General features: G+C 64.9%; 26 protein-coding genes and 1 riboswitch. Of the genes, 9 read left to right on the top strand and 17 right to left on the bottom strand.

All coding sequences use genetic code 11. From position 1 onward, the window contains the following. Positions 1–26: 26 nt before the first annotated feature. The 6 genes from thiC to IVA79_RS35450 form a co-directional block, all read right to left on the bottom strand. Positions 27–1,925, bottom strand: coding sequence for a phosphomethylpyrimidine synthase ThiC (thiC, locus tag IVA79_RS35475; RefSeq protein WP_247561819.1), 1,899 nt, complete (start codon positions 1,923–1,925; stop codon positions 27–29). A gap of 161 nt (positions 1,926–2,086) precedes the next feature. Then, on the bottom strand, positions 2,087–2,695 hold the full coding sequence (locus IVA79_RS35470; protein WP_247561818.1) for a thiamine phosphate synthase: 609 nt from the start codon (positions 2,693–2,695) through the stop codon (positions 2,087–2,089). Further along, the gene (locus IVA79_RS35465; RefSeq protein WP_247561815.1) at positions 2,682–3,464 is read right to left on the bottom strand and encodes a thiazole synthase; all 783 of its coding nucleotides are present in this window, start codon (positions 3,462–3,464) and stop codon (positions 2,682–2,684) included. The genes IVA79_RS35470 and IVA79_RS35465 overlap by 14 nt, the downstream gene beginning before the upstream one ends. Before the next feature lie 163 nt (positions 3,465–3,627). Beyond that, positions 3,628–3,825: a sulfur carrier protein ThiS gene (thiS, locus tag IVA79_RS35460; RefSeq protein WP_247561814.1), complete on the bottom strand. Its 198-nt coding sequence runs from the start codon at positions 3,823–3,825 to the stop codon at positions 3,628–3,630. Then, complete coding sequence (locus IVA79_RS35455; protein ID WP_247561813.1) at positions 3,816–4,838, bottom strand: FAD-dependent oxidoreductase; 1,023 nt, start codon at positions 4,836–4,838, stop codon at positions 3,816–3,818. Before IVA79_RS35455 ends, thiS begins: the two co-directional genes overlap by 10 nt. After that, positions 4,826–4,954, bottom strand: a riboswitch (TPP riboswitch). Its footprint overlaps the gene before it by 13 nt. Positions 4,955–5,018: 64 nt before the next feature. Next, complete coding sequence (locus IVA79_RS35450; RefSeq protein WP_247561811.1) at positions 5,019–5,597, bottom strand: lytic transglycosylase domain-containing protein; 579 nt, start codon at positions 5,595–5,597, stop codon at positions 5,019–5,021. A 251-nt stretch (positions 5,598–5,848) separates the two neighbouring features. On the opposite strand from IVA79_RS35450, the gene IVA79_RS35445 reads away from it, so the two are divergent. Both IVA79_RS35445 and IVA79_RS35440 read left to right on the top strand, forming a co-directional pair. Further along, positions 5,849–6,067 (top strand): hypothetical protein, encoded by a 219-nt coding sequence (locus IVA79_RS35445; RefSeq protein WP_247561810.1) that lies wholly within the window; start codon positions 5,849–5,851, stop codon positions 6,065–6,067. Between the two features lie 181 nt (positions 6,068–6,248). Beyond that, positions 6,249–6,770 (top strand): PRC-barrel domain-containing protein, encoded by a 522-nt coding sequence (locus IVA79_RS35440; RefSeq protein WP_247561809.1) that lies wholly within the window; start codon positions 6,249–6,251, stop codon positions 6,768–6,770. A gap of 108 nt (positions 6,771–6,878) precedes the next feature. On the opposite strand, the gene IVA79_RS35435 is transcribed toward IVA79_RS35440, so the two are convergent. The 7 genes from IVA79_RS35435 to IVA79_RS35405 form a co-directional block, all read right to left on the bottom strand. After that, entirely contained in the window at positions 6,879–7,706 is an 828-nt protein-coding gene (locus IVA79_RS35435; RefSeq protein ID WP_247561808.1) for an ABC transporter permease, read from the bottom strand. Next, positions 7,703–8,965 carry an ABC transporter permease gene (locus IVA79_RS35430; RefSeq protein WP_247561807.1) on the bottom strand — a complete coding sequence of 421 codons (1,263 nt, stop codon included), beginning with the start codon at positions 8,963–8,965 and terminating at the stop codon, positions 7,703–7,705. Before IVA79_RS35430 ends, IVA79_RS35435 begins: the two co-directional genes overlap by 4 nt. Before the next feature lie 22 nt (positions 8,966–8,987). Next, complete coding sequence (locus IVA79_RS35425; protein ID WP_247561806.1) at positions 8,988–10,046, bottom strand: ABC transporter substrate-binding protein; 1,059 nt, start codon at positions 10,044–10,046, stop codon at positions 8,988–8,990. A 66-nt stretch (positions 10,047–10,112) separates the two neighbouring features. After that, on the bottom strand, positions 10,113–11,222 hold the full coding sequence (locus IVA79_RS35420) for an ABC transporter ATP-binding protein (RefSeq protein WP_247561805.1): 1,110 nt from the start codon (positions 11,220–11,222) through the stop codon (positions 10,113–10,115). A 127-nt stretch (positions 11,223–11,349) separates the two neighbouring features. Continuing rightward, positions 11,350–12,912, bottom strand: a complete 1,563-nt coding sequence (locus tag IVA79_RS35415) for a DUF4403 family protein (RefSeq protein ID WP_247561804.1) — start codon at positions 12,910–12,912, stop codon at positions 11,350–11,352. 286 nt (positions 12,913–13,198) lie between these two features. Beyond that, positions 13,199–13,837 carry a glutaminyl-peptide cyclotransferase gene (locus tag IVA79_RS35410; RefSeq protein ID WP_247561802.1) on the bottom strand — a complete coding sequence of 213 codons (639 nt, stop codon included), beginning with the start codon at positions 13,835–13,837 and terminating at the stop codon, positions 13,199–13,201. A gap of 28 nt (positions 13,838–13,865) precedes the next feature. Further along, positions 13,866–15,086 carry a helix-turn-helix domain-containing protein gene (locus tag IVA79_RS35405; protein ID WP_247561801.1) on the bottom strand — a complete coding sequence of 407 codons (1,221 nt, stop codon included), beginning with the start codon at positions 15,084–15,086 and terminating at the stop codon, positions 13,866–13,868. Between the two features lie 144 nt (positions 15,087–15,230). Between IVA79_RS35405 and IVA79_RS35400 the strand changes: the two genes are divergently transcribed. Continuing rightward, positions 15,231–16,025, top strand: a complete 795-nt coding sequence (locus IVA79_RS35400; RefSeq protein WP_247561799.1) for a DUF899 domain-containing protein — start codon at positions 15,231–15,233, stop codon at positions 16,023–16,025. After that, positions 16,018–16,362 carry a hypothetical protein gene (locus tag IVA79_RS35395; protein WP_247561798.1) on the top strand — a complete coding sequence of 115 codons (345 nt, stop codon included), beginning with the start codon at positions 16,018–16,020 and terminating at the stop codon, positions 16,360–16,362. Before IVA79_RS35400 ends, IVA79_RS35395 begins: the two co-directional genes overlap by 8 nt. Before the next feature lie 42 nt (positions 16,363–16,404). On the opposite strand, the gene IVA79_RS35390 is transcribed toward IVA79_RS35395, so the two are convergent. The 3 genes from IVA79_RS35390 to IVA79_RS35380 form a co-directional block, all read right to left on the bottom strand. Beyond that, positions 16,405–16,743 carry a GIY-YIG nuclease family protein gene (locus tag IVA79_RS35390; RefSeq protein ID WP_247561796.1) on the bottom strand — a complete coding sequence of 113 codons (339 nt, stop codon included), beginning with the start codon at positions 16,741–16,743 and terminating at the stop codon, positions 16,405–16,407. Between the two features lie 220 nt (positions 16,744–16,963). Then, positions 16,964–17,380 carry a c-type cytochrome gene (locus IVA79_RS35385; RefSeq protein WP_247561795.1) on the bottom strand — a complete coding sequence of 139 codons (417 nt, stop codon included), beginning with the start codon at positions 17,378–17,380 and terminating at the stop codon, positions 16,964–16,966. 109 nt (positions 17,381–17,489) lie between these two features. After that, entirely contained in the window at positions 17,490–18,215 is a 726-nt protein-coding gene (locus IVA79_RS35380; protein ID WP_247561793.1) for a L,D-transpeptidase, read from the bottom strand. 274 nt (positions 18,216–18,489) lie between these two features. Between IVA79_RS35380 and IVA79_RS35375 the strand changes: the two genes are divergently transcribed. The 3 genes from IVA79_RS35375 (at position 18,490) to IVA79_RS35365 (ending at position 21,047) form a co-directional block, all read left to right on the top strand. Further along, on the top strand, positions 18,490–19,542 hold the full coding sequence (locus tag IVA79_RS35375) for a glycosyltransferase family 1 protein (protein ID WP_247561792.1): 1,053 nt from the start codon (positions 18,490–18,492) through the stop codon (positions 19,540–19,542). 35 nt (positions 19,543–19,577) lie between these two features. Further along, a complete protein-coding gene (locus IVA79_RS35370) occupies positions 19,578–20,267 on the top strand; it encodes a methyltransferase domain-containing protein (protein ID WP_247561791.1) in 690 nt (229 codons plus the stop codon). Between the two features lie 120 nt (positions 20,268–20,387). After that, complete coding sequence (locus IVA79_RS35365) at positions 20,388–21,047, top strand: hypothetical protein (RefSeq protein WP_247561790.1); 660 nt, start codon at positions 20,388–20,390, stop codon at positions 21,045–21,047. A gap of 146 nt (positions 21,048–21,193) precedes the next feature. Here the strand turns inward: IVA79_RS35365 and IVA79_RS35360 are convergent, their stop codons facing one another. After that, positions 21,194–22,858: an aminotransferase class III-fold pyridoxal phosphate-dependent enzyme gene (locus IVA79_RS35360; protein ID WP_247561789.1), complete on the bottom strand. Its 1,665-nt coding sequence runs from the start codon at positions 22,856–22,858 to the stop codon at positions 21,194–21,196. Between the two features lie 35 nt (positions 22,859–22,893). Here IVA79_RS35360 and asd point away from each other — a divergent pair, with 35 nt between their 5' ends. Both asd and IVA79_RS35350 read left to right on the top strand, forming a co-directional pair. Further along, on the top strand, positions 22,894–23,757 hold the full coding sequence (asd, locus tag IVA79_RS35355) for an archaetidylserine decarboxylase (RefSeq protein WP_247561788.1): 864 nt from the start codon (positions 22,894–22,896) through the stop codon (positions 23,755–23,757). A gap of 66 nt (positions 23,758–23,823) precedes the next feature. Continuing rightward, complete coding sequence (locus tag IVA79_RS35350; RefSeq protein WP_247561786.1) at positions 23,824–24,387, top strand: NUDIX hydrolase; 564 nt, start codon at positions 23,824–23,826, stop codon at positions 24,385–24,387. The last annotated feature ends 200 nt before the right edge of the window (positions 24,388–24,587 follow it).

Genomic DNA, 24,587 nt, shown 5'->3' with positions numbered 1-24,587 from the left:
AGTGAGCACGCCGAGTTAGAATGACGTCACAGCACCCGATTACTCTCCTTCACCTTCTCCGCATCCAGATACAAGCTCTCGCCCATCTCCTTGAACTTCGCGCTCATCCTGGCCATGCCGTCTTCGGCGGTGCCGGCTATCGACATGCCGACGCTGTTCGGATCGTTCAGCGTCGCAGCATAATCCCGCACGTCCTGCGTGATCTTCATCGAGCAGAATTTTGGACCGCACATCGAGCAGAAATGTGCGACCTTGTGGGCTTCCTTCGGCAGGGTCTCGTCGTGGAAGTTTTTCGCGGTGTCGGGGTCGAGGCCGAGGTTGAACTGGTCGCTCCAGCGGAAGTCGAATCTCGCGCGGGAGAGGGCGTCGTCGCGCAGCTGGGCGGCCGGGTGGCCCTTGGCGAGATCGCTGGCGTGGGCGGCGATCTTGTAGGTGATGACGCCGGTCTTGACGTCGTTGCGATCGGGCAGGCCGAGATGCTCCTTCGGCGTGACATAGCAGAGCATGGCGCAGCCGAACCAGCCGATCATGGCGGCGCCGATGCCTGAGGTGATGTGGTCATAGCCCGGCGCGATGTCGGTGGTCAGCGGTCCAAGCGTGTAGAACGGCGCCTCGCCGCACTCCTTGAGCTGCTTGTCCATGTTGATCTTGATCTTGTGCATCGGCACGTGGCCGGGGCCTTCGATCATGACCTGGCAGCCCTTGTCCCACGCAATCTTCGTCAGCTCGCCAAGCGTCTCCAGCTCCGCGAATTGCGCGCGGTCGTTGGCATCCGCGATCGAGCCCGGGCGCAGACCGTCGCCGAGCGAGAACGAGACGTCATACTTGCGCATGAGGTCGCAGATCTCGTCGAAATGCGTATAGAGAAAACTCTCCTTGTGATGCGCCAGGCACCACTTCGCCATGATCGAGCCGCCGCGGCTGACGATGCCGGTGACGCGGTTGGCGGTCAGGTGGATGTACTGCAACCGCACGCCGGCGTGGATAGTGAAATAGTCGACGCCCTGCTCGCATTGCTCGATCAGGGTGTCCTTGTAGAGTTCCCAGGTCAGCTGCACGGGGTCGCCGTTGCACTTCTCCAGCGCCTGATAAATGGGAACGGTGCCGATCGGCACCGGCGAGTTGCGCAAAATCCATTCGCGCGTGGTGTGGATGTTGCGGCCCGTCGAGAGGTCCATCACGGTGTCGGCGCCCCAGCGGATCGCCCACACCATCTTCTCGACCTCTTCCTCGACCGACGAGGTCACTGCCGAGTTGCCGATATTGGCATTGATCTTGGTGAGGAAGTTGCGGCCGATGATCATCGGCTCGAGTTCACTGTGGTTGATGTTGGAGGGGATGATGGCGCGGCCGCGCGCGATCTCGTCGCGGACGAACTCCGGGGTGATGAAGGCGGGGACCGAGGCGCCAAAGCTCTCGCCGTCGGCGAGAGCTGCTTCCGCGCGCTCGAGCTGCTGCTTGCGGCCGAGATTTTCGCGCGCGGCGACGTAGATCATCTCCTTGGTGATGATGCCGGCGCGGGCGAATTCGAGCTGGGTGATCTTGTGGCCGTCGAGCCCGCGCAGCGGCTTGTGATAGGCGCTGAACGCGCGCGCGGCCTTGTCGGTGGAGATGTTGCCATTGTCCTCCGGCTTGATCTGGCGGCCGTCATATTCTTCGACGCCGCCGCGCTCCAGCACCCATTGCTTGCGGTTGCGGGGCAGGCCGGCGTTGACGTCGATGGTCACGCTTGGATCGGTGTAGGGGCCCGAGGTGTCATAGACCGGCAGGTTGGGCTCGCCGGCGCCTTCGGACAGGATGATCTCGCGGAACGGCACGCGCAGATCGGGCGCGGCGTCGGGGGTCGCGAAGATTTTTCGCGAGGAGGGCAGCGGGCCGGTGGTGACGGCGGGGACGGTCTTCTCGGGGTTGGAGCGGATGTTCATGGGATCCTCCGGTTAATTCCGTTGTGCAATCTCAATCTCGTCATCCTGAGGTGCGCGCATTTGCGCGCCTCGAAGGATGAAAGAGCCGGGCCGTCGCCCTTCGAGGGCCGCTGAAGAAGCGGCCACCTCAGGGTGACGGATCAAATAGGGGCGGACGCGCATCATGTCGCCTCCATCGTTAAGTCGAGCCATTGCCGCACCCGCGCATCGGGGTCGGGGTTTTGCGTGACGTCGCTGACGACGGCGATGGAATCCGCGCCCGCGGCAAAGATCTCCGCGGCGTGCTCGAACTTGATGCCGCCGATCGCGACCAGCGGGATGTTGCTGATGCGCTTCTTCCATTCGGTGATTTTTGGAATGCCCTGCGGCTCGAAGCGCATCGACTTCAAGGTGGTGAAGAAGATCGGGCCGAGCGCGACGTAATCGGGCTGCGCTTCGAGTGCGGTCGCAAGCTCGTCGTCGTCATGGGTGGAGATGCCGAGCGACAGCCCGGCCTCGCGGATCGCTTTCAGATCCGCCTCTGCCAGATCCTCCTGGCCGAGATGCAGATATTTGGCGCCGGCGACGACGGCGGCGCGCCAGTAGTCGTTCACCACCAGCTTGGCCTGCGTGCCCTCAGTGATCGCCAGCGCGTCGGTGACGATCTGCAGCGCGTCGGCATCGTTGAGGTCCTTGGCGCGCAGCTGGATGGTGCCGACGCCGAGCTTGGTGAGCCGCTCGACCCATTTGAGGCTGTCGACGACGGGATAGAAACGATCAGGATACGGCATGCCAGAACGGGGTCCCAACGACAGGGGTGGAAGGGGAGGCGAAGTCGCGGGCGTTCATCAGCCCGGCCTCGTAAGCGGTACGGCCGGCCTCACAGCCGAGGCGGAAGGCATTCGCCATCGCGACGGGATCGGCGGCTTTGGCGATGGCGGTGTTGAGCAGCACGGCGTCATAGCCGAGCTCGAGCGCCTGCGCCGCGTGGCTGGGCGCGCCAAGGCCGGCGTCGACCACCAGCGTGATGTCGGGCAGCCGGTCGCGCAGCAGTTTGAGCGCATCGCGATTGGTGATGCCCTTGGCGCTGCCGATCGGCGCTGCCCACGGCATCACCACCTTGCAGCCGGCATCGACCAGGCGGTTCGCGACCGAGAGATCCTCGGTGCAATAGGGGAACACTTCAAAACCGTCCTTGATCAGGATGGTGGCGGCCTCGACCAGGCCGACGACGTCGGGCTGCAGCGTGTCGTTGTCGGCGATGACTTCGAGCTTGATCCAGGGCGTGCCGAACAATTCGCGGGCGAGCTTTGCCGTGGTCACGGCTTCGCGCACCGTGCGGCAGCCGGCGGTGTTCGGCAGCACTGTGACGACGAGCTCGCGGATCAGGTTCCAGAACGCGTCGCCGGTTTTGCCGCCGGCGGATTCGCGCCGCAGCGACACCGTGACGATGTTCGAGCCGGAGGCGCGGATCGCCGACTGCATGATCGCAGGCGAAGGATAGAGCGCGCTGCCGATCAGCAGGCGGGAAGCGAAGGTTTTGCCGTAGAAGGTCACCATGGTTTCAATTTCCTCACAGGCGACTTGCACAGACCGTCATCCTGAGGTGCGCGCACTTGCGCGCCTCGAAGGATGACAGCGCCGCTTGCGGCCATCCTTCGAGGCGAGCCGAAGGCGGCTCGCACCTCAGGATGACGGCGGAGTTTGTGGCAGCATTTCATCCTCACCCTCCCTGCCGCGGCGTGATGATCTCGATCTCGTCGCCGGCCTTCAGGCTCGTCTCGGCCCAGCGGCTTTTCGGCACGACGTCGTAGTTCAGCGCGATGGCGAAATGGGTGCCCTCGTAGTCGAGCTCCGAGAGCAGCGCGTCGACGCTTCCCGAGGCCACCTCGCGCTGCTCGCCGTTCACGATCACAAGCATTGCATCACCTCATTGTCGATCTGGCCGCGCTCGACATAGTTGAGCGTCAGCTCGGCAAGCGCCGGCGCGAGCAGGAAGCCATGGCGGTAGAGGCCGTTGACGGTGATCCTGCGGCCGCGAATGCCGATGCGCGGCAGATTGTCGGGAAAAGCGGGCCGCAGCCCGGAGCCGAATTCGACGATGCGAGCTTCGCCGAACGCCGGGTGCACGGCATAGGCCGCGCCCAGCAGCTCCAGCGCGGAGCGGACGCTGACGCCGGTGTCCTCGGCCTCGATCGAGGTCGCGCCCAGCATGAACAGATTGTCCGCGCGGGGGATCACGTAAAGCGGCCAGCGCGGATGCATCAGCCGTACCGGGCGCGCAAGCTGCACCTCGGCCGTCTCGATCAGGATCATCTCGCCCTTGACGCCGCGAAGCTCCGGCTGTTGGTCGCGGGCGCCCAGGCCGCGGCAGTCGATCACGATGCTCTCAGGATCCTTTGCGAGATCGGTGGCCGTGACGTCGCTGCTGAATTTGATGGTGCCGCCGGCGGCGCGGATGCGCTCATGCAGCTTGGGCAGCACGCGGCGCGGCTCGACATGGCCCTCGGCCGGGAAGAACAACGCGTCGCGGAAGCGGCCCTCCAGCGACGGTTCGAGCTCGGCGAGGCCCGCGGCATCGAGCCGGCGATGATCCTCGGTCATGCGCGCGAAGCGCTCGAAGTCGTTGCGTTCGCGCGGATGGGCGACGACCAGCGAGCCGTTGAACGGCGTGTCGGGCAGCTCGCGCCGCCAAATGTCGAGCGAGCGCAGTCCCAGGCGGCTGATGATGGGTTCGGCGACCTCCGCCTCGCAATAGGGTGCGAGCATGCCGCCGGCCCAATGGCTGGTGGCGTCCGTCATCGCCTCGTCACCGCGCTCGTGCAAGGTCACGGCGTGGCCGGCCTGCGCGAACAGGAGCGCCTGCCAGGCGCCCGCAATGCCTGCGCCGATGATGGATACCGGTGAATCCGGTCGCTTGGTGGTCTGCAACATCCCTGTCCCTTCGCCGGCATGACCCGGATCAGGTTCAAAGGGTCACCGCGGTCCTGGGCAGGATTGCCCATTTAGCGGTATCTCAGCTCCTCCTCGGAGCACCCCTCGGAACGGGTCTAATGTATGCCAGCGGGACGAGGCGGTCAACGCGTTAGCTGGGAACCGCAGCCGGGCCCCGGACTACTTCAGCGCCTGCGCCCGCGCGTTGCGGACGCGCTGGGCCAGCTTCCTGTGCGGCGTGGTGCCGAACATCGGCTGCGGGTTGCCGTTCGGCTCCAGCCAATGCTGACCCATACCGGTCTGACCCATACCGGGCTGACCCATATTGGTCTCGCCCATACTGGCGACCTGCACGGCTTCCTGCCGCTGGCGCTTTGCAGCGTAGTAATAGCCGCCTGCGAAATAACGCACGGCGCGGGCGTGGTCGCCGTTGGCGGCGCGATAGGCGCCGGCGAGGTATTTCACGGCGTAAGCGAGGTTGGTGTTGGGATCGCGTAAGCCCGCGGCATCGCCGGTGTAGCCGACCCCGCGGGCGGTCGCGAGCTTGATCTGCATCAGCCCGATGGTGCCGCCACGGCCGACGAGGTGCGGCTGATAGCGGCTCTCGCGCATGATCACGCGGTGCACCAGCGCTTCCGGCACGCCGTTGGCGCGGGCATGGGCCGCGACCATCTCGGCATATTCGGCTTCGCCCGCAAGTGCGGCCTGCGGCAATGTCAGTCCGGCCGCGAGCAGCGCGGCAATGCGTAAAATCTTCATCAGATATCCCAAAGTGGCCTGCGCCCGGCTGCCGTTAGGCAGCCCGAACACGGCGATGATGTGACCAAACGCCGCCATCGCCCGATATTGCGGTGCCGAGCCGCTATTACGACTCAAAGCCCGCAAGCCCGCGCAAGAGAGCTCGAAGCAGAAGCTTCGGGGCAGACGACCCCGCGCGCGACAGCACGCCTGTCTATTCGCGCCGGTGCGCGAAAGCGAGTATGAAGACGCTGCAAATCGGGAGAGGTGCCATGATGAAATCGACCATGGCCAAGGCGCATGTCGACCGCGTTCCCAGAAACAATCCCTGTGCCCAGTGCGGCACGCCGATCCCGCAACCGGACTGGATCGAGCCGGGCGAGGGCCGCCGGGTCTCCTATCTCTGGACCTGCCACGCCTGCAACTACCGCTTCGAGGCGGTAGCGATCTTCGCGCATGAGGCCGTCGAGCACCCGCCGCTCGCGGCGTAAGGGGGCTCACACCGGCGAGCCGCAGGCCTGCTGTGCGCCGCAAAATGTTCCGGGATGACACAGGAACAGATTTCGGGATTTTCGCGCTCGCGCAATGCGCGACGAATTTGTCGCGCGCAAGGAACTGCGTGTGATCAGCGCTGTTTTCTCAACACGAGTTTCTTGTGAAGGAGAGGACAACATGCTGACGAAATCGATCGCTGCCGGCCTCGCCGGCACCGCGCTGCTTGCCACCGTTGCGTTCGCGCAAACACCGCCCGCCACCACCGACAAGGCGCCGGCCGCGGCGGTCACCACGACCACCACGTCCGCGTCCGATCAGTGGCGCATTTCGAAAATGTCGGGCGTGAAGGTCTATAACGAAGCCAACGAGAACATCGGCTCGATCAACGACCTCTTGATGGACAAGAACGGTAACATCAAGATTGCAGTGATCGGCGTCGGCGGCTTCCTCGGCATGGGCGAGCATCTCGTCGCCGTGCCCTATGAGAAGTTGAAGTTCGTCAACGAGGCCGTGGCCTATACCGGCCCCGCCACGAACCCGGGCGCCAAGCCCCCCGCGAGCACGACGACGGGCGCGGCGACCGGTACCGACAAGACCGCGACGACGACCTCGTCCTCGAAGTGGTATCCGAACCACGCCGTGTTCAATGCGAGCAAGGACGAGCTGAAGAACATGCCGGAGTTCAAATATACGGAGTAATGCAGCTCTGATGACCTAAACGAAGCGCGCCTGGTTTTCACCGGGCGCGCTGTCGTGCCGTTTTCCTGACCTCGCCCGCTTGCAGGGAGAGGAAGAAGGAAGAGCCGCTCAGCCCCCGCCCTTGAGCCGTTCGTTGCGTCGGCGCAGGGCTTCCATGGTGGCGAGGAGGATGACCGAGACCGTCGTCAGGATCACCGCCGCGGCCGTGATGGTCGGGCTGATGTTCTCGCGGATGCCGCTGAACATCTCGCGCGGCAGGGTGCGCTGCTCGGGACCTGCCATGAACAGCACGATCACCACCTCGTCGAAGCTGGTCGCGAAGGCGAACAGCGCGCCCGATGCGAGACCGGGCAGGATCAGCGGCAGGATCACGCGGCGGAACGCATACAGCGGCGAGGCGCCGAGCGAGGCGGCGGCGCGCGCCAGATTGGTGTCGAAGCTCTGCAGCGTTGCGCCGACCGTGATCACCACAAAGGGCGTCGCCAGCGCGGTATGGGCCAGGATCAAGCCGAGATAGCTGCCGGTCAGTCCGATCGGCGCGAAGTAGAAATACAGACCGACCGCGGTGATGACGCCGGGCACGACGACCGGCGACAGCACGAAAGCCAGCACAAGCGGCTTGAACCGGCTCTTCCACTGCGCCAGCCCTAGCGCGGCCAGCGTGCCGAGCACCATGGATAGCGCCGTCGAGGCGACGCCGATGATCAGGCTGTTCTTCAGCGAATTCATCCAGCGCGGCGAACTGATGAAATCGTCATACCAGCGCCAGGACAGACCGGGCAGCGGATAGGTGAGATACGAGCCCGAGCTGAAGGACAGCGGCATGATCGCCAGGATCGGCGCGATCAGGAAGATGAACACCAGCGCGGAGACGACGATGGTCGTAGCCCACGCGATGCGCTGGCTGGGCGTGCGCAAGGAGGAGTTGCCACTCAATTCTTCATGCCTCCCGTGACCTGCTGGCCCTGCACCAGCTTGCCATAGACCAGCGCGAGCAGGAGGGTGGCCAGCAGCAGCACTGCGCCCAGTGCCGAAGCAAGGCCCCAATTGGCCGTCTCGGTCGTGTAGAGCGCGATGAAGTAGCTGATCATCTGATCGGCGGCGCCGCCGACCAGAGCCGGTGTGATGTAATAGCCGAGTGCCAGGATGAAGACGAGCAGGCTTCCTGCGCCGACGCCGGGCAGCGTTTGAGGCAGGTAGATCCGCAGGAAGGCGGTGAGGGGCGGTGCACCGAGCGATGCCGCGGCCCGCATGTAAGCGGGCGAGATCGCCTTCATGCTGCTGTACAGCGGCAGGATCATGAAGGGCAGGAGAACGTGGGTCATGGCCACGCAGACGCCGAAGCGGTTGTAGATCAGGCGCAAGGGCTCGTCGATGATGCCAAGCCAGTGCAGGCTGTCGTTCACGACGCCTTTGCTCTGCAACAGCACGATCCAGGCGCAGGTGCGGACCAGCAGCGAGGTCCAGAACGGCAGCAGGACGAAGATCATCAGGAGGTTCGACCGGCCCGGCGGCAGCGTCGCCAAGAGGTAGGCGACAGGGAAGCCGAGGATCAGGCAGAGCAAGGTGACGCTGAGGCTGATGACGAAGGTGCGGGCGAAAAGGCCGCGGTAGATCGCCTGATCCGGCGCGGCCGCGACGATCGCCCCGTCCGCGTTTCGCGTCAGGTCGAGCGCCGCCAGCAGGTAGAAGCCCGTGACGGGGCCGCCGGCGTCCTTGATCGTCGTCCATGTCGCGCGTTCGCGCCAGGCCGGATTGATCTTGCCCAGTGTCTCCTTGGCGGTGCCGGGCTCTGGAGCCACCTTCAGATTACGAGCCGTGCTGGTCAGGATGGTGCGAAAACCGTTCAGCGCGTAGTTCAGCCGCTTGGCTGCGATGGCAATGGTGCCGGCGGCGCGTGCCGCCAGCACGTCGCTTGCCAGCGCAGCAAAGGCCTTTTCATCCGGCAGGTCCTTGCCGTCCCAGTCGGCGAGAGCGGCAACGGTTTGAGGCAGAACCTGACGCACCTCCCGGTCGTCGACCGAGCGCCACAGCATGCCGGCGATGGGCCCAGCAAAGGTGAAGAGCAGGAAGACGAGAAGCGGCGCGACCAGCGCCAATGCCTTGACCTGGCGTGCCCGCTCGGCGCGCCTCAATCGGCGCTTGAGCGGCACCTCGGTCGACGCATCGGCGCCGGTTAACAGCGCATTCGTCATGGATCGAGTCCTGCGAGACGCGCTATTTCGCCGCCCATTTGTTGAAGCGCTCGGTCAGGCGGTCGATGTTCTCGAGCCAGAAACCAACGTTGATCTCGACCGCGTTCTTGATGTTGTCAGGTGCCGTCGGCAGGTCCTTCAGAACGGCGGGGGCGAGCCGGCCGGCCGCGTCCTTGTTCGAGGTGCCGTAGGCAATGTTCTCCGATAGTTTCGACTGGTTCTCCGCCTTGCCGACGAAGTCCAGGAACTTGTAAGCGGCATCCTTGTTCGGGCTGCCCTTCAGGATGACCCAGCTGTCGAGCGTGAACAGCGCCCCGTCCCACACCATGCCGAAGTTCTTCTTCTCGTTCTTGTTCGCGGTGTCGATGCGGCCATTGTAGACCGAGGTCATCGCCACCTCGCCGGAGGCGAGCAATTGCGGCGGCTGGGCGCCGGCCTTCCACCAAACGATGTCGCCCTTGATGGTGTCGAGCTTCTTGAATGCGCGCTCGATGCCCTCGTCGGTCGCAAGCACCTTGTAGACGTCCTTCGGCGCGACGCCGTCGGCCATAAGCGCGATCTCCAGCGTGGTCTTCGGGCCCTGACGCAGGGCGCGCTTGCCCGGGATCTTCTTGGTGTCGAAGAAGTCGGCCCAGCCGCTCGGGGCCTCCTTCAGCTTGTCCTTGTCGTAGCCGAGAACAAAGTCATAGAGGATGGCGCCGACGCCGCAAGGGTTGACCGACGGCGGGATATAGGCGGCCTCGCCGCCGATCTTGGAATAGTCCAGCTTCTCGAACAGGCCTTCCTCGCAGCCGACCGCGAGCTCGTCGCTCTCGACCTGGACGACGTCCCAGGTGGCGGCGCCGCCCTGCACCTTGGCGCGCAACACGCCGACGCCGCCGTCCCAGGATTCGTCGTTCATGGCAACGCCTGATGCCTTCTTGAACGGCTCGAAGTAGACCTTCTTCTGGGCGTCCTGGTAGGCACCGCCCCACGACACGACGGTGAGGTCGCGCGCCTCTGCGACGCTCGCCAGCGCAGCGCTGGCACCGAGCGCCGCGGCGAAACCCAGAGCAATCTTGCCAATCTTGCGCTTCAGCATGGTCTTGGTTCCTTCTTCATGTCAGTTGCGTTGAGGTTGATTGTTCTCAGGTCCGCTTGCGTTGGATCAGACGGGATCGAGGGCCAGGCAGTCCTCGGGGCGGAAGGTGATGAAGACGCTTTCACCAGGTGTGAGCTCGTGGTGCGCTCCCGGCTGAAGCTTGACCATGAACTCGCCGTTGCCGGCGACATCGAGCACGGCCAGCGCATGGTCGCCGAGATAGATCGCGTTCCGCACTTTCGCCGGCAGGCGGTTGGGTCCGTCGCTGGCGGTGCCGCCCGGGACAATGGCGATCCGCTCCGGTCGTACCGACAGCGAGGTCGATGCGCCCGCGCCCGAGACATTGACCGCCCGTGCGGTCACAGTGCCGCCGCCAGCCAGCGCGACGCGGCAATAGTCCTTGTCGACCGTCTCGACGGTTCCGGCCAGCACGTTGTTCTCGCCGATGAAATGCGCGACGAAGCTGTTGACGGGATGCTCATACAGCGCGTCGGGCCTGTCGATCTGCTGCACGACGCCGTCGTTGAACACGGCGATGCGGTCCGACATGGTGAGCGCTTCACTCTGATCGTGGGTGACGTAGACCACGGTGATGCCCATCTTCTCGTGCAGTTGCTTGATCTCCAGCTGCATCTGCTCGCGCAGGCGCTTGTCCAGCGCGCCCAGGGGCTCGTCCATCAGCACGAGCTGCGGATTGAAGACCAGCGCGCGAGCCAGCGCCACGCGCTGCTGCTGACCGCCAGACAATTGTCCGGGCCGCCGGTGCGCCAGGCCTTCCATCTTGATCATGCGCAGCGCCGACTTGACGCGCTCCTGCGCCTCCGCCTTGCTCGTCTTGCGAACGGATAGCGGGAAGGCGATATTCTCCGCGATCGTCAGGTGCGGAAACAAGGCATAGTTCTGGAACACCATGCCGATGTCGCGCTTATGCGGCGGCATGTTCTTGATCGGGCGGCCACCGAGATAGATCTCGCCATGGGTTGGAACCTCGAAGCCCGCCAGCATCATCAGCGTGGTCGTCTTGCCCGAGCCCGACGGGCCGAGCAGGGTGACGAACTCGCCCTTTCTGATGTCGAGATCGAGGTTCTTCACCACGAGGTGCTCGCCATCGTAGGTCTTCTGAATGCCGGAAAAGCGCACCAATGCCGGCGCGGGCGTAACCATGCCGGCTTCCATGTTGTCCTCGGCTTGCCGCTACAATGCTGTCAACACCTCGTTCGAGGTTGCGGGCAACAGCTTAGCACCCTCCGATGAGAATGCCAGCGGGGCAAGCGATGAAGACGCGGGCGGACCCGCGCTACATTTAAGGCAGCTTCGTCACCGACACATTCAGCGAGCCGCCGGCTTCCGCGACCACGCGCAGCGTCTTGGAATCGAAGGCGATGTCGGCCAGCGTCAGGCTGTCGATCTTGGCGTCGACCTTGAGGCCGTCCTCGCTCTTCTGGTAATCGGCGATTGCGGCGGCGATCTTCTCGCGGGCGTTGGCGGCGATCGGCTTCAGGTCGAGCGTCGCCTTCTGCACCAAGGCTTGCTGCATCTGCGGCACCACCGCGCGCGCCGCGGCGCCGAGCAGGCCAAAGGCGGCTTCCGATTCCACCGCGAGCTGGATATCGGTGAGCCGCAGCGTCTGCTGCGCCTGGTCGAGCACCGGCCGGCCCCAGATATGCACCGTCGCCTCGGCGCCGAGGCCGAGCCAGCTCTTCTTCTCCTTGGCGCGCACCAAAAGCGAGATCAGCAGCCGGTCGCCCGACGGGATCACGTTGGCACTCTTCACGGTGACGTCGACCGGGCCGGAACCGTCCTCGGGATAGGTGCGGTCGACCATCTGCGCTGTGATCAGCTTGTTGATCTCGGTGAAGGGCACGTCGATGGGAACGCCGATGTTCACGCCGGTCCCGGTTGGCGGCACGATCGAGATCTTGTCGGGGAACGGGCAGTCCGGCTTGGTCGGCGTCGAGGTGACGCGCGTTTCTGCCTCCAGGCCCATCAGCAGCGTCACAGCCTGCGCATCGACGCGCGGTTGCGCGGCGATGGCGCGGATCGGCTTCATCTCCAGCCAGAGCGGCGGAAGCCCGGTCGAGGCGCCCGAGCCCTGCAGCGGGATCGAGCGGCAGGCCTTGGCCCATTGCAGCTTCGCATTCTCGCGCAGGCTCGGATCGTTGCGGATGCGTTCGGAGACGGCATTGATCTGCTCGCCGACATTCTTGTCGATCAGCGGCTTCACCTGCGCCGGTACGTTGACCTTGGCGCCGGCGACGTTGAGGTTGGTATCGCCGAGATTGACCTGGGCGCCGAGATTGGGCTCGAGATGCCAGTTGGCCGCGAGCTTCGGACGCGAGGTGACGACCACGTTGCCCTTGATCTCCGCGCTGGCGTTCAGATTCTTGATGTTGACGGCGCCGATCCGTTTCGCGGCGTCACCGCCGAGCACGTTGCCGAGCGCGTCGCCGAGCGCGCCTGTGGCTTTCGCCGACAGCGAGCCCGTCACGTTCAGCTTGCCGCTGAGCGGCGTCGAGATCGTCAGCACGTCCTTGTCGCCGCTGGCCGCCATCGGCCCGCGCACCGCGGTCCAGCCGATGTCGGCGTTCTCCAGGATCTGCGAGATCGGATTGTCGGCCTTCCCGGCGAAATTGCGCGGCGCGGCCTTCTCGGCCTGCTCGCGGATTGCCGAGATCGCGATGGCGACCGGTGCGATCACGATCGAGCTCTTCGCGACCGGCGGCAGCGGCGGCAGTTGCGCCACCGGCGGCGCCGATGTGGTTGCGCGCGGCGACAGCCAGTCCATTGCCTTCAAGCTGATGAAGAACGACGCTGCGAGCACCGCGACGCCGATCAGGATGGTTTTCAAGTTCCACGTTAGCCGCATCAATCCCCCAGGCCGCCCCGGCGGGGATTTTACAGGGCGGGCGAGGAGGGCGCTAGAGCGCACCGATGGGGTGGAATTACGGCGAATGGATTAACGGCAGCGTGGGATCTGGCTGCGATTGCGACTGCGGCCATCCTTCGAGACGCCCGCCGTTGGCGGGCCCTCAGGATGAGGACCGTGTGTGCGGCGCTGGTTTCAACGAGCACCGATGTTGCTTAGCCTCATCCTGAGGAGACCGCGAAGCGGTCGTCTCGAAGGACGAGGCGCGCGCTCAGCTCACCGTGAACTAGCCGCGCCGGGGACGGCGGACCGCTCTCACATTGCCGCGATTGCCGCCGCCGCAGAAGAAGCGGTCGTCGCCGTCGGACTCCAGCCCTGACACGATCGTCCCGGCGGGCATGTCGAGCTGCTCGAGCACCTTGCCGGTCTCAGGGTCGATCCGCCTGATGTCGCTCTCTTCGTTCTCCCAGGTGCCATGCCAGAGCTCGCCGTCAACCCAGGTCACCCCGGTCACGAAGCGCTTGCTCTCGATGGTGCGGAGAACCTTACCGGTTTCCGGATCGACCTGGTGGATCTTGCGCTCGCGATATTGCCCGACCCACAGCGAGCCCTCGGCCCAGGCAAGGCCGGAATCGCCACCGCCGCCCGGCGCCGGAATGGTGGTGAGCACCTTGCCCGAGGCCGCGTCGATTTTCTGGATGCGATCCTCGGCGATCTGGAACAGGTGCCGGCCGTCGAACGCCGTGCCCGCATGGGCGGCGACATCGATGGAGCGCGCGACCTTGCCGCTGGCCGGATCGATCGCATTGAGCTTGTCGCCGGATGCGAACCAGACGTGGCTGCCGTCATAGGTGACGCCATGCACGGCCTCGACGCCTGCAAAAGGCCCGTACTCCCTGACGATCTCGGCTTCTGAACGTTTCATGTGCTTGATCCCTGTGATGTCACCCATCCTACGTCTTCAGCAGCGGCGAGGGGAGTAACAAGCCTGTCGGGAAACCGGGGACCGGTGGCGTCATCCAGCGGCGCGCCCGCCCATGCCCGAAGGATTGGACCTTGTTCGATCGCGCCAGCTCGTCGAGGGCCCGCTGCACCGTGCGCGCACTCGTTCCCAGCGCCAGCGCGAGCGCCGAGCTCGACCAGGGCTCGCCATCAGAGAGGAGGGCGAGGATCGTGGCGTGCTTTTCCTCGACGGGCCGCGCCAGCACCAGGACGTCGCGCGTCTTCCGCGGCGCAAGCACGAAACCCTGCCTGGTCGCGCTGATGTCGGCCAGCGGCTTGAGCTGGATGCGGAGCCGCCCGATCTCGACGCGCAATCGCGCGCGGTGCGACTCATCGACGTGCCTTGCTTGAAACGCACCGGCAATCAGCCTCTCTCGCGAGACGTCCGCCGGCCATGCCTGCGCCAGAAGGCGCGCCAGCGCGAACAGCACCGGCCGTGTTCCGAGCGAGACGACAACGCCTTGCCTGCGCACGATATGATGGAAGGTGTCCACGACGAGCGCCGTCGAGCTCGCCAGCCTTTCGACCTCTCCAAGCAGCAAAGGGTGTTCCTCGCCACGCGCGATCAGGCGCGCTGCCGGCGTGTCGAGGATCAGGGTTGCGCTGTCGACCTCGGCTCTTAGCGCCGGGATTCTTGCTTGCCGCGCTGCACGGGCTGCGCGGTCGAGCGCCGCGCGCGCGTCTTTCGTTCTGAGCCGCCTGATCGCGATGCCGGCGACCACGAGCTCGCGCACGACTTCAGACGCGGGCGGAAGCGGCGTGGGACGGAGTTCGGCCAGCGTGCGCTCGGCCTCATCAGGGCGCCCGACCAGAAGGAATCGGCGCGCCTCGATATGGCCTGCATGGGCGGCATTGGCGAGATCGCCGTGCCTTTCAAGCATCGCGCGGGCCGCTGCGAGCGTCTTCACCGGCCAGTTCAAATCGCGTGAGACGAGCGCGATCTCGGCTTCGGCCACCACGCATCTGGCGCGCGCCATCGCCTCGCGTGGACCGAAAGCGCGCGCGGCGCTGCGCAACAGCGCCTTGGCCTTGGCGAGATCGCCGAGCTGTGCCATCGCGATGCCGCGCAGCGCCAGCGACGGCGCATCGTTGCGCAGCGCAACACGGTTCAGCGCGCCGAGCGGATCGCCCGCTGCGAGCGCCCGCGCTGCGGCCGTGATCAGCGACTCCATGTCAATCCCGCCACACTTGTTACTCCCACCGCGCAACCGCTTGGTGCCAGAAGTCGTTGACGGCCGACACCATGCGGCGAGGGGCGAGCGGTTCCGCGTCTGCAACACGCGGAATGGCCGCCCGGACAGGATGTTTGGAGAACCATGATGACGTCAGCAGACAAAGCAGGGACGAACGGACAGACCGCCATGCAGACACCGCCAGTGGTGTCGCCGCAGGACTGGGAGGCGGCCCGTCAACAACTGCTCGTGAAGGAGAAGGCGCATACCCGTGCCCGCGATGCCCTGGCGGCCGAGCGCCGGCGCATGCCCTGGATGGAAGTGACCAAAACCTATGCGTTCGAAGGGCCCGGCGGCAAGCTCAGTCTGGCTGACCTGTTCCAGGGCCGGCGGCAGCTGATCGTCTACCGCGCCTTCTTCGAGCCCGGCGTGTTCGGCTGGCCCGATCACGCCTGCCGGGGTTGCTCCATGGTGGCCGACCAGGTCGCCCATGTCGCGCACCTGAACGCCCGCGACACCACGCTCGTGTTCGCATCGCGCGCGCCGCAGGCCGACATCATCAGGCTGAAGCAGCGGATGGGCTGGACCATGCCATGGGTCACCGTCACCGACAGTTTCGACGCCGATTTCGGCGTCGACGAATGGCACGGCACGAACGTGTTCTACCGCGACGGGACGCGCATCTTCCGCACTTATTTCGTCAAGAGCCGCGGCGACGAGCAGATGGGCGGCACCTGGAACTACCTCGACATCACGCCGCTCGGCCGGCAGGAGGTGTGGGAGGACTCGCCGAAGGGCTATCCGCAGACGCCGACCTACAAATGGTGGAATTGGCACGACAGCTACACGGAAGGTGGCGCGCCCGACAAGAAATGGGTCGAGATCTCCGATGCCGGCGAGAAGGCGTTCCGCCAGGAGGCCGCGGAAGGACGTGACTAGTCCCGTCAGCGCAACGGCCGGCGCCGGCCGCGATGGCGTGGTGGCCGCGCGCCACCTCGCCAGATGGCTGGCCCTGGCGGCGACGCCGACCTTTGCGATCATGGCCGTGCTGACGGCCGTGATCGGCGGTGGGCCGGCTGACATGCTGTGCGCCGCCGGGCAAGGCTCCGTGCTCGGCGGGATGGTGCCGATGTATCTCTTGATGAGCGCGTTTCATTCGGCGGCATGGCTGCGGTTGATCGCGGAGCGAAGAGGCGGAAGCGGCCGGCAAAAGCGCGCCGCCGGTGCGAACGCCTCGTCCTTCGAGACGCGCGCAAGGGCGCGCTCCTCAGGATGAGGCTAACTGGCAGCGGCCCCGCGGCGACATGCTGCCGCACACTCAGCCCTCATCCTGAGGGCCCGCCGCAGGCGGGCGTCTCGAAGGATGATGTGATGCGCGCTTTGCCAGGTCATGCAGCTCGGCAAAATCGCCGCGCATGAAGGCTTCCTTCTTGGCGCGGCTCCATTTCTTGAGTTTGCGCTCGCATTCGATTGCGTCGGTGATGCGATCGAACCATTGCGAGAAGATCAGCATCACAGGGCGACGCGACTTTGTGTAGCCTTCGTGGGTGCCGGCGTTGTGTTGCGCGATCCTGATCTCGAGCTCGGTGCGTGTCGTGCCGATGTAATAGCTGCCGTCGGCGCATCTGAGAATGTAGAGCCACGCGCCTTCGGTCATCGTGAACGCCTCGCCCTTCGAGACGCGCGCAAGGGCGCGCTCCTCAGGATGAGGCTAACTGGCAGTCGCGCCTTGGCGCAAGAGGCGAGTGGTCGTTGATCCCGCTGACAAACGCTTCAGGGATCGATCGAGCTACACACTCCGCCCTCATCCTGAGGAGCCCGCCCAAGGCGGGCGTCTCGAAGGATGCGCCGCGATTGCTGGAGCCAAACCGCGAGAGTCACTGCGACGCCGCCTGCAAGTAAGCGACGATCTTGCCCGCTTCCTCCGCCGAAACGCCGCCATAGGGCTGCATCTTGTGGCCGGACACGACCTCGTCAGGCTTGACCATGAAGCGGGTGAGCTTGTCCTGGTCCCAGACGAAGCCGGCGTCTTTCATCGACGGCGAGTAGTTGTAGTTCGGCAGCGAGCCAGCCTTGCGCCCGACGATCTTGTTGAGGTTGGGACCGAGGCGGTTGTCGCCTTCCTTCACGGAATGGCAGGTGCGGCAGGAATTGTTGAAGGCCTGGTGCGCGGCCTCGTCGCCCGCAGGCTGCTGCGCGAGCGAAGTCGGCGCGGGCACGAGCAGCGTCAGTGCGCCGGCGATGGCGATCGTGTGCAGCCACTGACGCGGCAAGGGTTGCAGGCGTGGTTGCATTTGCGCCTCCATTGGAGATCGCGCCGCAGCAAGCGCGTCGATACGTCGAGGGCAAACGAAAGCGGCCCCGGTGGGTTCCGGGGCCGTTCGCGTCACAATGTCCCTCGCGTTAGCGCGTCGTGGTTCCGAGCTCGGCGCGGCGCTCCGTCATCGGCAGCACGATCACCTTGGTGCCGACGTTGACGCGGGAATAGAGGTCGGTGACGTCCTCATTGGTCATGCGGATGCAGCCGGAAGAGACACGCTTGCCGATGGTGTCGGGCGCGTTGGTGCCGTGGATGCGGTAGATGGTGCCGCCGAGATACATGGCGCGTGCCCCTAACGGATTGCCAGGGCCGCCGGCCATGTGGCGCGGCAGATAGGGCTGGCGGGCGATCATTTCCGGCGGCGGAGTCCAGGCGGGCCACTCAGCCTTGCGGCTGACCGATTGAATGCCGGACCAGGTGAAGCCGTCGCGGCCGACGCCGATGCCGTAGCGCAGCGCCTGGCCGCCTCCGAGCACGTAATAGAGATAGGTGTTGGGCGTATCGATGATGATAGTGCCCGGCGCCTCGCGCGTCGCGTAGGAAACAGTCTGGCGGCGGAAGCGGGCCGGCATCTCGACCGCGTCCTGATCCTCGGACGGCTCGGTCTGATAGGTCGGCGCCTGATAGGGCTGGTAGGGCTGATAGGGCTGGAATGGCTGCGGCGCAGCCATCGGCGGCAGCGGCTGGAAGAACGGGAAGATCTGCACCGGCGCGGCGTTGGCTGCACCTGCGAAGGCGAATGCGGAGATTGCCACTGCACTGAACGCAACGGCGCGCGAATAGGTCTTGAACGTATCCAGATTGAACATTTGATCGCCCCTGTTTGCTCGGTGTCGTTGATCACCGCGGCACCGTTTCGGTGCTCCGTTGCGTAGATCACTAACGGCGAAACGTTTCGGGACATTTGCGCGGAAAACCGAAAACGGTTTCGTCGCGGCAAGGATTGTTTCATGACAGTTTCGTGGCTGCGCCGGCCTGTTAACGTACAAAACGGCCCGCCGACACTTCTATGACGTCACACGCCTGAAATATCCTTCGTTGATGGTCGATGCCTGAGAATCATCAAACTCTCGGGATTTTCCCATGCGGGTATTAATCGCGACTGACGCCTGGCATCCGCAGGTCAACGGTGTGGTGCGGACGCTGACCTCGCTGGCGAATGCGGCCAAGGCCCTCGATGTCGAGATCGACTTCCTGACGCCGGACGGCTTTCCGTCCTGGCCGCTGCCGACCTATCCGGGCCTGCGCGTCGCGCTGCCGAGCAGCAAAGAGATCGCGCGGCGGATCGAGAGGTGCGCGCCGGAAGCCCTGCATATCGCAACCGAAGGGCCGATCGGCTGGGCCGCACGGGCCTATTGCCGGCGCAATCGGCTTGCCTTCACCACCTCCTACACCACGCGGTTTCCGGAATATGTTTCGGTCCGGACCGGCATCCCCGCCAGCGTCGGCTATGCCGTGCTGCGCCACTTCCACGATGCCGCAGCAATGACCATGGTGGCGACGCCCTCGCTGCGGCAGGAGCTGTCCGGGCGCGGCTTCAAGCGGCTTGGCTTCTGGACCCGCGGCGTCAATACCGAGCTGTTCCACCCCGACGCTCCGGCCAAGCTCGATCTGCCGGGTCCGATCTTCATGACCATGGGCCGCGTGGCGGTGGAGAAGAATCTCGAAGCATTCCTCTCGCTCGACCTGCCCGGCACCAAGGTCGTCGTCGGCGACGGTCCGCAGAAGGCGGCGCTCGAAAAGAAATATCCCGAGGCCGTCTTCCTCGGCGAGAAGAAGGGCGCGGACCTCACCGCGCATCTCGCAGCAGCCGACGTGTTCGTGTTTCCGAGCCTGACAGATACGTTCGGCGTGGTGCAGCTCGAGGCGCTCGCCTGCGGCACGCCGGTTGCGGCGTTTCCGGTCACGGGTCCGAAGGACGTCATCGCCGATCATCCGATCGGCGCGATCGACCACGATTTGCGCACTGCGTGCCTGCGCGCGCTCACCATGTCGCGCGAGACCTGCCGCAATTTTGCACTGGAGCGCTCCTGGGAGAACAGTGCGCGCCAATTCGTCGGCAACCTCACCTCACTTCAGCCCAGCCGCGCCTTGCGCGCCTCGCCTCGCATGGCGCGGCGGCCGGTGCGCGGTTGACCTCTACGTTTTGAACCACAGCGAGAACCTCACCGATGGCTAAGATCATGAACCTTGACGGCACCCAGCAGCTCGACCTCACCCGTGGCGTGGTCGAGCAGGCCTATGACCGCTGGGCGCCGGTCTACGACCTCGTGTTCGGCGGCGTGTTCGCCAAGGGCAGGCAGGCCGCGATCGCGGCCACCAACAAGATCGGCGGCCGCGTGCTCGAGGTCGGTGTCGGCACCGGCATCTCGCTGCCGCTCTATGCCCCGAACCTGCGCATCTTCGGCACCGACATCTCGGAAGCGATGCTGGACAAGGCGCGCCAGCGCGTCGCCGAGGGCGGGCTGAAGAACGTCGAGGGCCTCGCGGTGATGGACGCCGAGAAGCTCGAATTCTCCGACAATTCCTTCGACGTGGTGATGGCGCAATATGTCGTCACCGCGGTGCCGAACCCCGAAAAGGCGCTCGACGAATTCGCTCGCGTGCTGCGCCCGGGCGGCGAGCTGATCATCCTCACCCGCGTCAGCGCGGATGCCGGCATGCGCCGCTTCATCGAGCAGAAGCTGCAGCCGGTGGTGCGTCCGCTCGGCTTCCGCACCGCCGAGTTCGCCTGGTCGCGCTATACGAAGTGGCTGGCCGGTGCCCACGGCATCGAGCTCGCCGAGCGCCGTTTGATTCCGCCGCTCGGTCATTTCTCGCTGGTGCGCTTCCGCAAGGTCGACGTCGCCAAGGCGGCGTGAGCTTGCGCGTCTGTGTGCGTCATCGCGCCGCTGCACATCGTCACATGACAAAATGATGATGTCACACGGCCTACATCGAATCCCTTTAATCCCGTACCCGAAAGCATTTTGGGGAAGAACATGATCAAGAATTACCTCGAACAGCTGCGAATCCAGCGCTGGGACGACCATCGCTACTATCACCACAGCCGCATCAATCAGAGCCTGCACTTCGTCAGCGCGCTGAGCTTCCTCTTCGCCTATGTCTGGCTGTTCATCGACCCCGTGGTCTCCGCGCTGGTCGGCTGGCTGGTCTCGATGACCTCGCGCCAGGCCGGACACTTCTTCTTCGAGCCGCATACTTACGACCACATCAACCAGGCGACGCACGAGTACAAGGAAGAGATCAAGGTCGGCTACAACCTTCAGCGCAAGGTGGTGCTGATGTCGATCTGGGCGCTCTCGCCGCTGGTGCTGTTCGTCGATCCCTCGCTGTTCGGCCTGTTCACGCCCTGGGCGAGCGCGATCGACTTCATGCGTCAGGTTGCCAAGATCTGGCTCGTGGTTGGCGGCGGCGGTCTTCTGTTTCGCACCGTGCACCTGTTCTTCATCCGCGACGTCGAGACCGGCCTCGTCTGGATGATCAAGATCCTGACCGATCCCTTCCACGATCTGATGCTCTATCGCAGCGCTCCGCTGGCGCTGATGCGCGGCGAGCTGATGGACCCTGGCCTGCATCTCAATCCGGAGCATACGCTGGGCCTGATCGGCGAGCCCACGCTCGAAGAGCAGCACGCCTGAGCGCGCTACTCTCACAAGATACTCCGATGTCTGATGGTTACGTCGTGCCCGGGCTCGTCCCGGGCACCCACGTCTTGGAGCCATCGTGTGGTGACGCATGGGTGGCCGGGACAAGCCCGGCCATGACGGAGTTGGAGAAATCGGCCTCAACGCCCAAGTCGCTTGGCCAGCATCTCTTTCAGAATCTGCCGCTTGATCTGCTTGTTGGTGAGCACACCGTCGTGCCACCAGAAGCCATCGGCCTTCATCTTTTCGGCGGCGCGGACGAAGCGTTCGGCGACCTCGGTGAAATCGGCGTCGGTGTAGTTGAGGCTGAAGATCAACCGGCCGGTGCCGACCCAGCTCAGCGCCAGGCCCTCGGCGCGCAGGTAATATTGCAGCATCCAGTTGTAGCGGGATGGAGTGGTGTATTTCACCGTCCAGATCGACGAGAAATTGGCGAACCGCACCGGCAGGTCGGCGTCGGTCATCATCCGGTTGAGTTTTTGGACGCGGCCGTTCCAGGTCTCCTCCAGCCCGTCATAGACCGCGCGAAAGTTTGGACTGGAGAGGCGGCTCAAGAACTCGTCCATCGCCGTCATGACGTAGGGATGCGAGTTGAAGGTGCCGCGGGCGAAGCAGATGTCGGCGGGGCGGTCGTCGCGGAAGCGGCGCATCAATTCGCGTCTGCCGCAGACCACGCCGACCGGCAGGCCGCCGGCGAGGCTCTTGCCGTAGGTCACCATGTCGGCCTTGACGCCGAAATAGTCCTGGGCGCCACCGGCGGCGAGGCGGAAGCCGACGAACACTTCGTCGAAGATCAGCACGATGCCGCGCTCGGTGCAGACCTCGCGCAGCCTCGTGAGCCACTCGGTGTAAGCCGGCCGGTCGAAATGGCCGCCGCGGGAGGAATCGACCAGCGAGGAATCGCCGGGCGCGTTGGCGTTCGGATGCAGGCCCTGCAGCGGATTGACCAGCACGCAGGCGATGTCCTTGCGCGTACGCAGCACATGCAGCGTCTTCTCCGACATCTCGGCAAGGGTGTAGGTCTCGTGCGCAGGGATAGGATTGCCGACGCCGGGCTGCACGTCGCCCCACCAGCCGTGATAGGCGCCGGCGAAACGAACCAGGTGCGTCCGCTTGGTGTGGTAGCGCGCGAGCCGCACCGCCTGCATCACCGCTTCGGTGCCCGACATGTGGAACGAGACCTCGTCGAGGCCCGAGATCTGGCGGAGCCGCTGCACGTTCTCGAGAATGACGGGATGATAGGGGCCGAGCACCGGGCCGAGCGCATGCGCGCGCTTCTCTGCGCCCTCGATGCACTCCTTGTAGAAGTCGTTGCCGAAGATGTTGACGCCGTAGGATCCCGTGAGATCGTAGGAGGTGTTGCCGTCGACATCGGTGACGGTGACGCCGCGCGAGGATTCCATGAAAGTCGAGGTGCCCAGATGCTCGCGGACGAGGCGCGAGAACTGGAACGGCACGCGGTAGCTCTCGGTGAAGTGCAGGTCGGAGATCGTCTCCGCCGCTTCCTTCGTCATCGCGCGGCCCTTGGGGTAGCGCTCGGCGTAAAGCCTGGCGAGGCGGAAGAAGGCCTCCTTGCGCTGGGTCACGATGTTCGCGGGCGCGCCGTCACAGCCGAAGTATTTGTCACCCTCGAACGCGTAGAACGGGAGCAGCTTTGCCACCCGGCGCGACATTTTGGAGTGCCCGGCGAGCGAACGGTGCTTGGCGCGGGACAATTCGACCCGTGCCTTGATCTTCGGAAGGACGGCGGCAGCGGACGCTGCGGCGGCCACGGACATCGAGAGAATCGGGAGTGTCGTTTCCATGTCAACAAGCGCTAATACTGTGAGCTAACAGATTCATGACAGTCAAAGCCCTCATCGCCTCTTTCACCCAGCAGGAAGACCTCAACTTCCTGTTGACCAACCGCATTCCCCGCGCCGCGCTGACCCGCTTCATGGGCTGGTTCTCCAAGATCGAGAATCCGTTGGTGCGGGACTTCTCGATCGCGCTGTGGAAGCTGTTCTCCGACCTCGATCTGTCCGAGGCGCGCAAGAGCCATTTCAACAGCCTGCACGACTGCTTCACCCGGGAGCTGAAGCCGGGGCTGCGTCCCTTCGATTCGGATCCTTCCGTCGTCGCCAGTCCCTCCGACGGCATCGTCGGAGCTCACGGGAAGATCGCCGACACCGAGCTGTTCCAGGTCAAGGGCGCGCCTTACTCGCTGCTCGATCTGCTCGGCGATTCAGCTTTGGTCGACCAGCACCGCAACGGAAGCTTCGTCACGCTGCGGCTGACCTCCAGCATGTATCACCGCTTCCATGCGCCCTATGACGCGCATATCGAGCGGGTCACGCTGATCCACGGCGACGTCTGGAACGTCAACCCGATCGCGCTCAAGCGGGTCGAACGTCTGTTTTGCAAGAATGAGCGCGCGGTGATCCGCACGCGTCTTTCGACCGGCGAAGCCGTGACGCTGGTGCCCGTCGCGGCCATCCTGGTCGCGAGCATCCGCCTGCACTTCCTCGATATGGTGCTGAACGCGCAGACGCGCGGCCCGGTCAACTTCCCTTGCGACGTCAGCGTCACCAAGGGCGAGGAGCTGGGCTGGTTCGAGCACGGCTCGACCATCATCATTCTCGCGCCCGGTGATTTCACCTTCTGTGACGGCATTGCCGAGGGCACGCGCATTCGCGCCGGTCAAGCCCTGTTGAGGAAAAAGTAGCCTTCAATCCGCCGCGCCCGCTGCCTATATCGCCCGTGGGGACGATTCTAGATTACGGATTTGGCGATGGCGCGGGCGCCGGTGATGGCGGCGGGGGGTATTGTGCTGCGGCGTGGTTCGACGCCGCTGATTGCGGTCGTGCGCCAGCGCAAGCGCAACGAATGGGTTCTGCCCAAAGGCAAGCTCGACGATGGCGAGACGCCGAAGGAGGCCGCGCATCGCGAGGTGCTGGAGGAGACCGGCCATGACGTCGCCATCCACGAATTTCTCGGCACGCTCGTGTATCAATCCGGCGGGCGCTCGAAGGTCGTGCATTTCTGGCGCATGGAGGCCGAAAGCGGTCCCGTCCGCAAGCTGATGAACGACATCAAGGCGATCGACTGGTTGACGCTGGACGAAGCGATCGCGCGGCTGTCGCGTGAATACGAACGCGCATTCCTGACGCAGATTGGCCCGATCGCGCTCGCGGCTGCGGGACTGGCGCCTGCGTCGGTGCCGGAGCCAAGGCCTGCGACTGACGACCTCGATGCAGCCTTGCGGACGCTAACGCCGGCCGAAGCCGCCTCCGTCGACGAGTTGCGGCACGGCCTGTTGCAAAAGGTGAAGGCCTGGCTACGCGGCGAGGCGTGAGCGCGCCGCGCGCTGGTCAAATCGGCATCTGCAAGTTGGTGTAGTCGCGGTAACGCCAGCTCCCTCCACGTCATTGCGAGCGCAGCGAAGCAATCCAGAATTGATCTTCCCCCAAAAAAGTGGACATGGATCAAGCCGATTTTAGCTCCATCTCGACCGGGCTGATATAGCCGATGGCCGAGTGTCTGCGGGTTTGATTG

Source organism: Bradyrhizobium sp. 138 (genome assembly GCF_023074075.1).
GTDB lineage: Bacteria > Pseudomonadota > Alphaproteobacteria > Rhizobiales > Xanthobacteraceae > Bradyrhizobium.
Note: the sequence above shows the minus strand (reverse complement) of the source record. Positions and strands in the feature narration are given on the sequence as shown.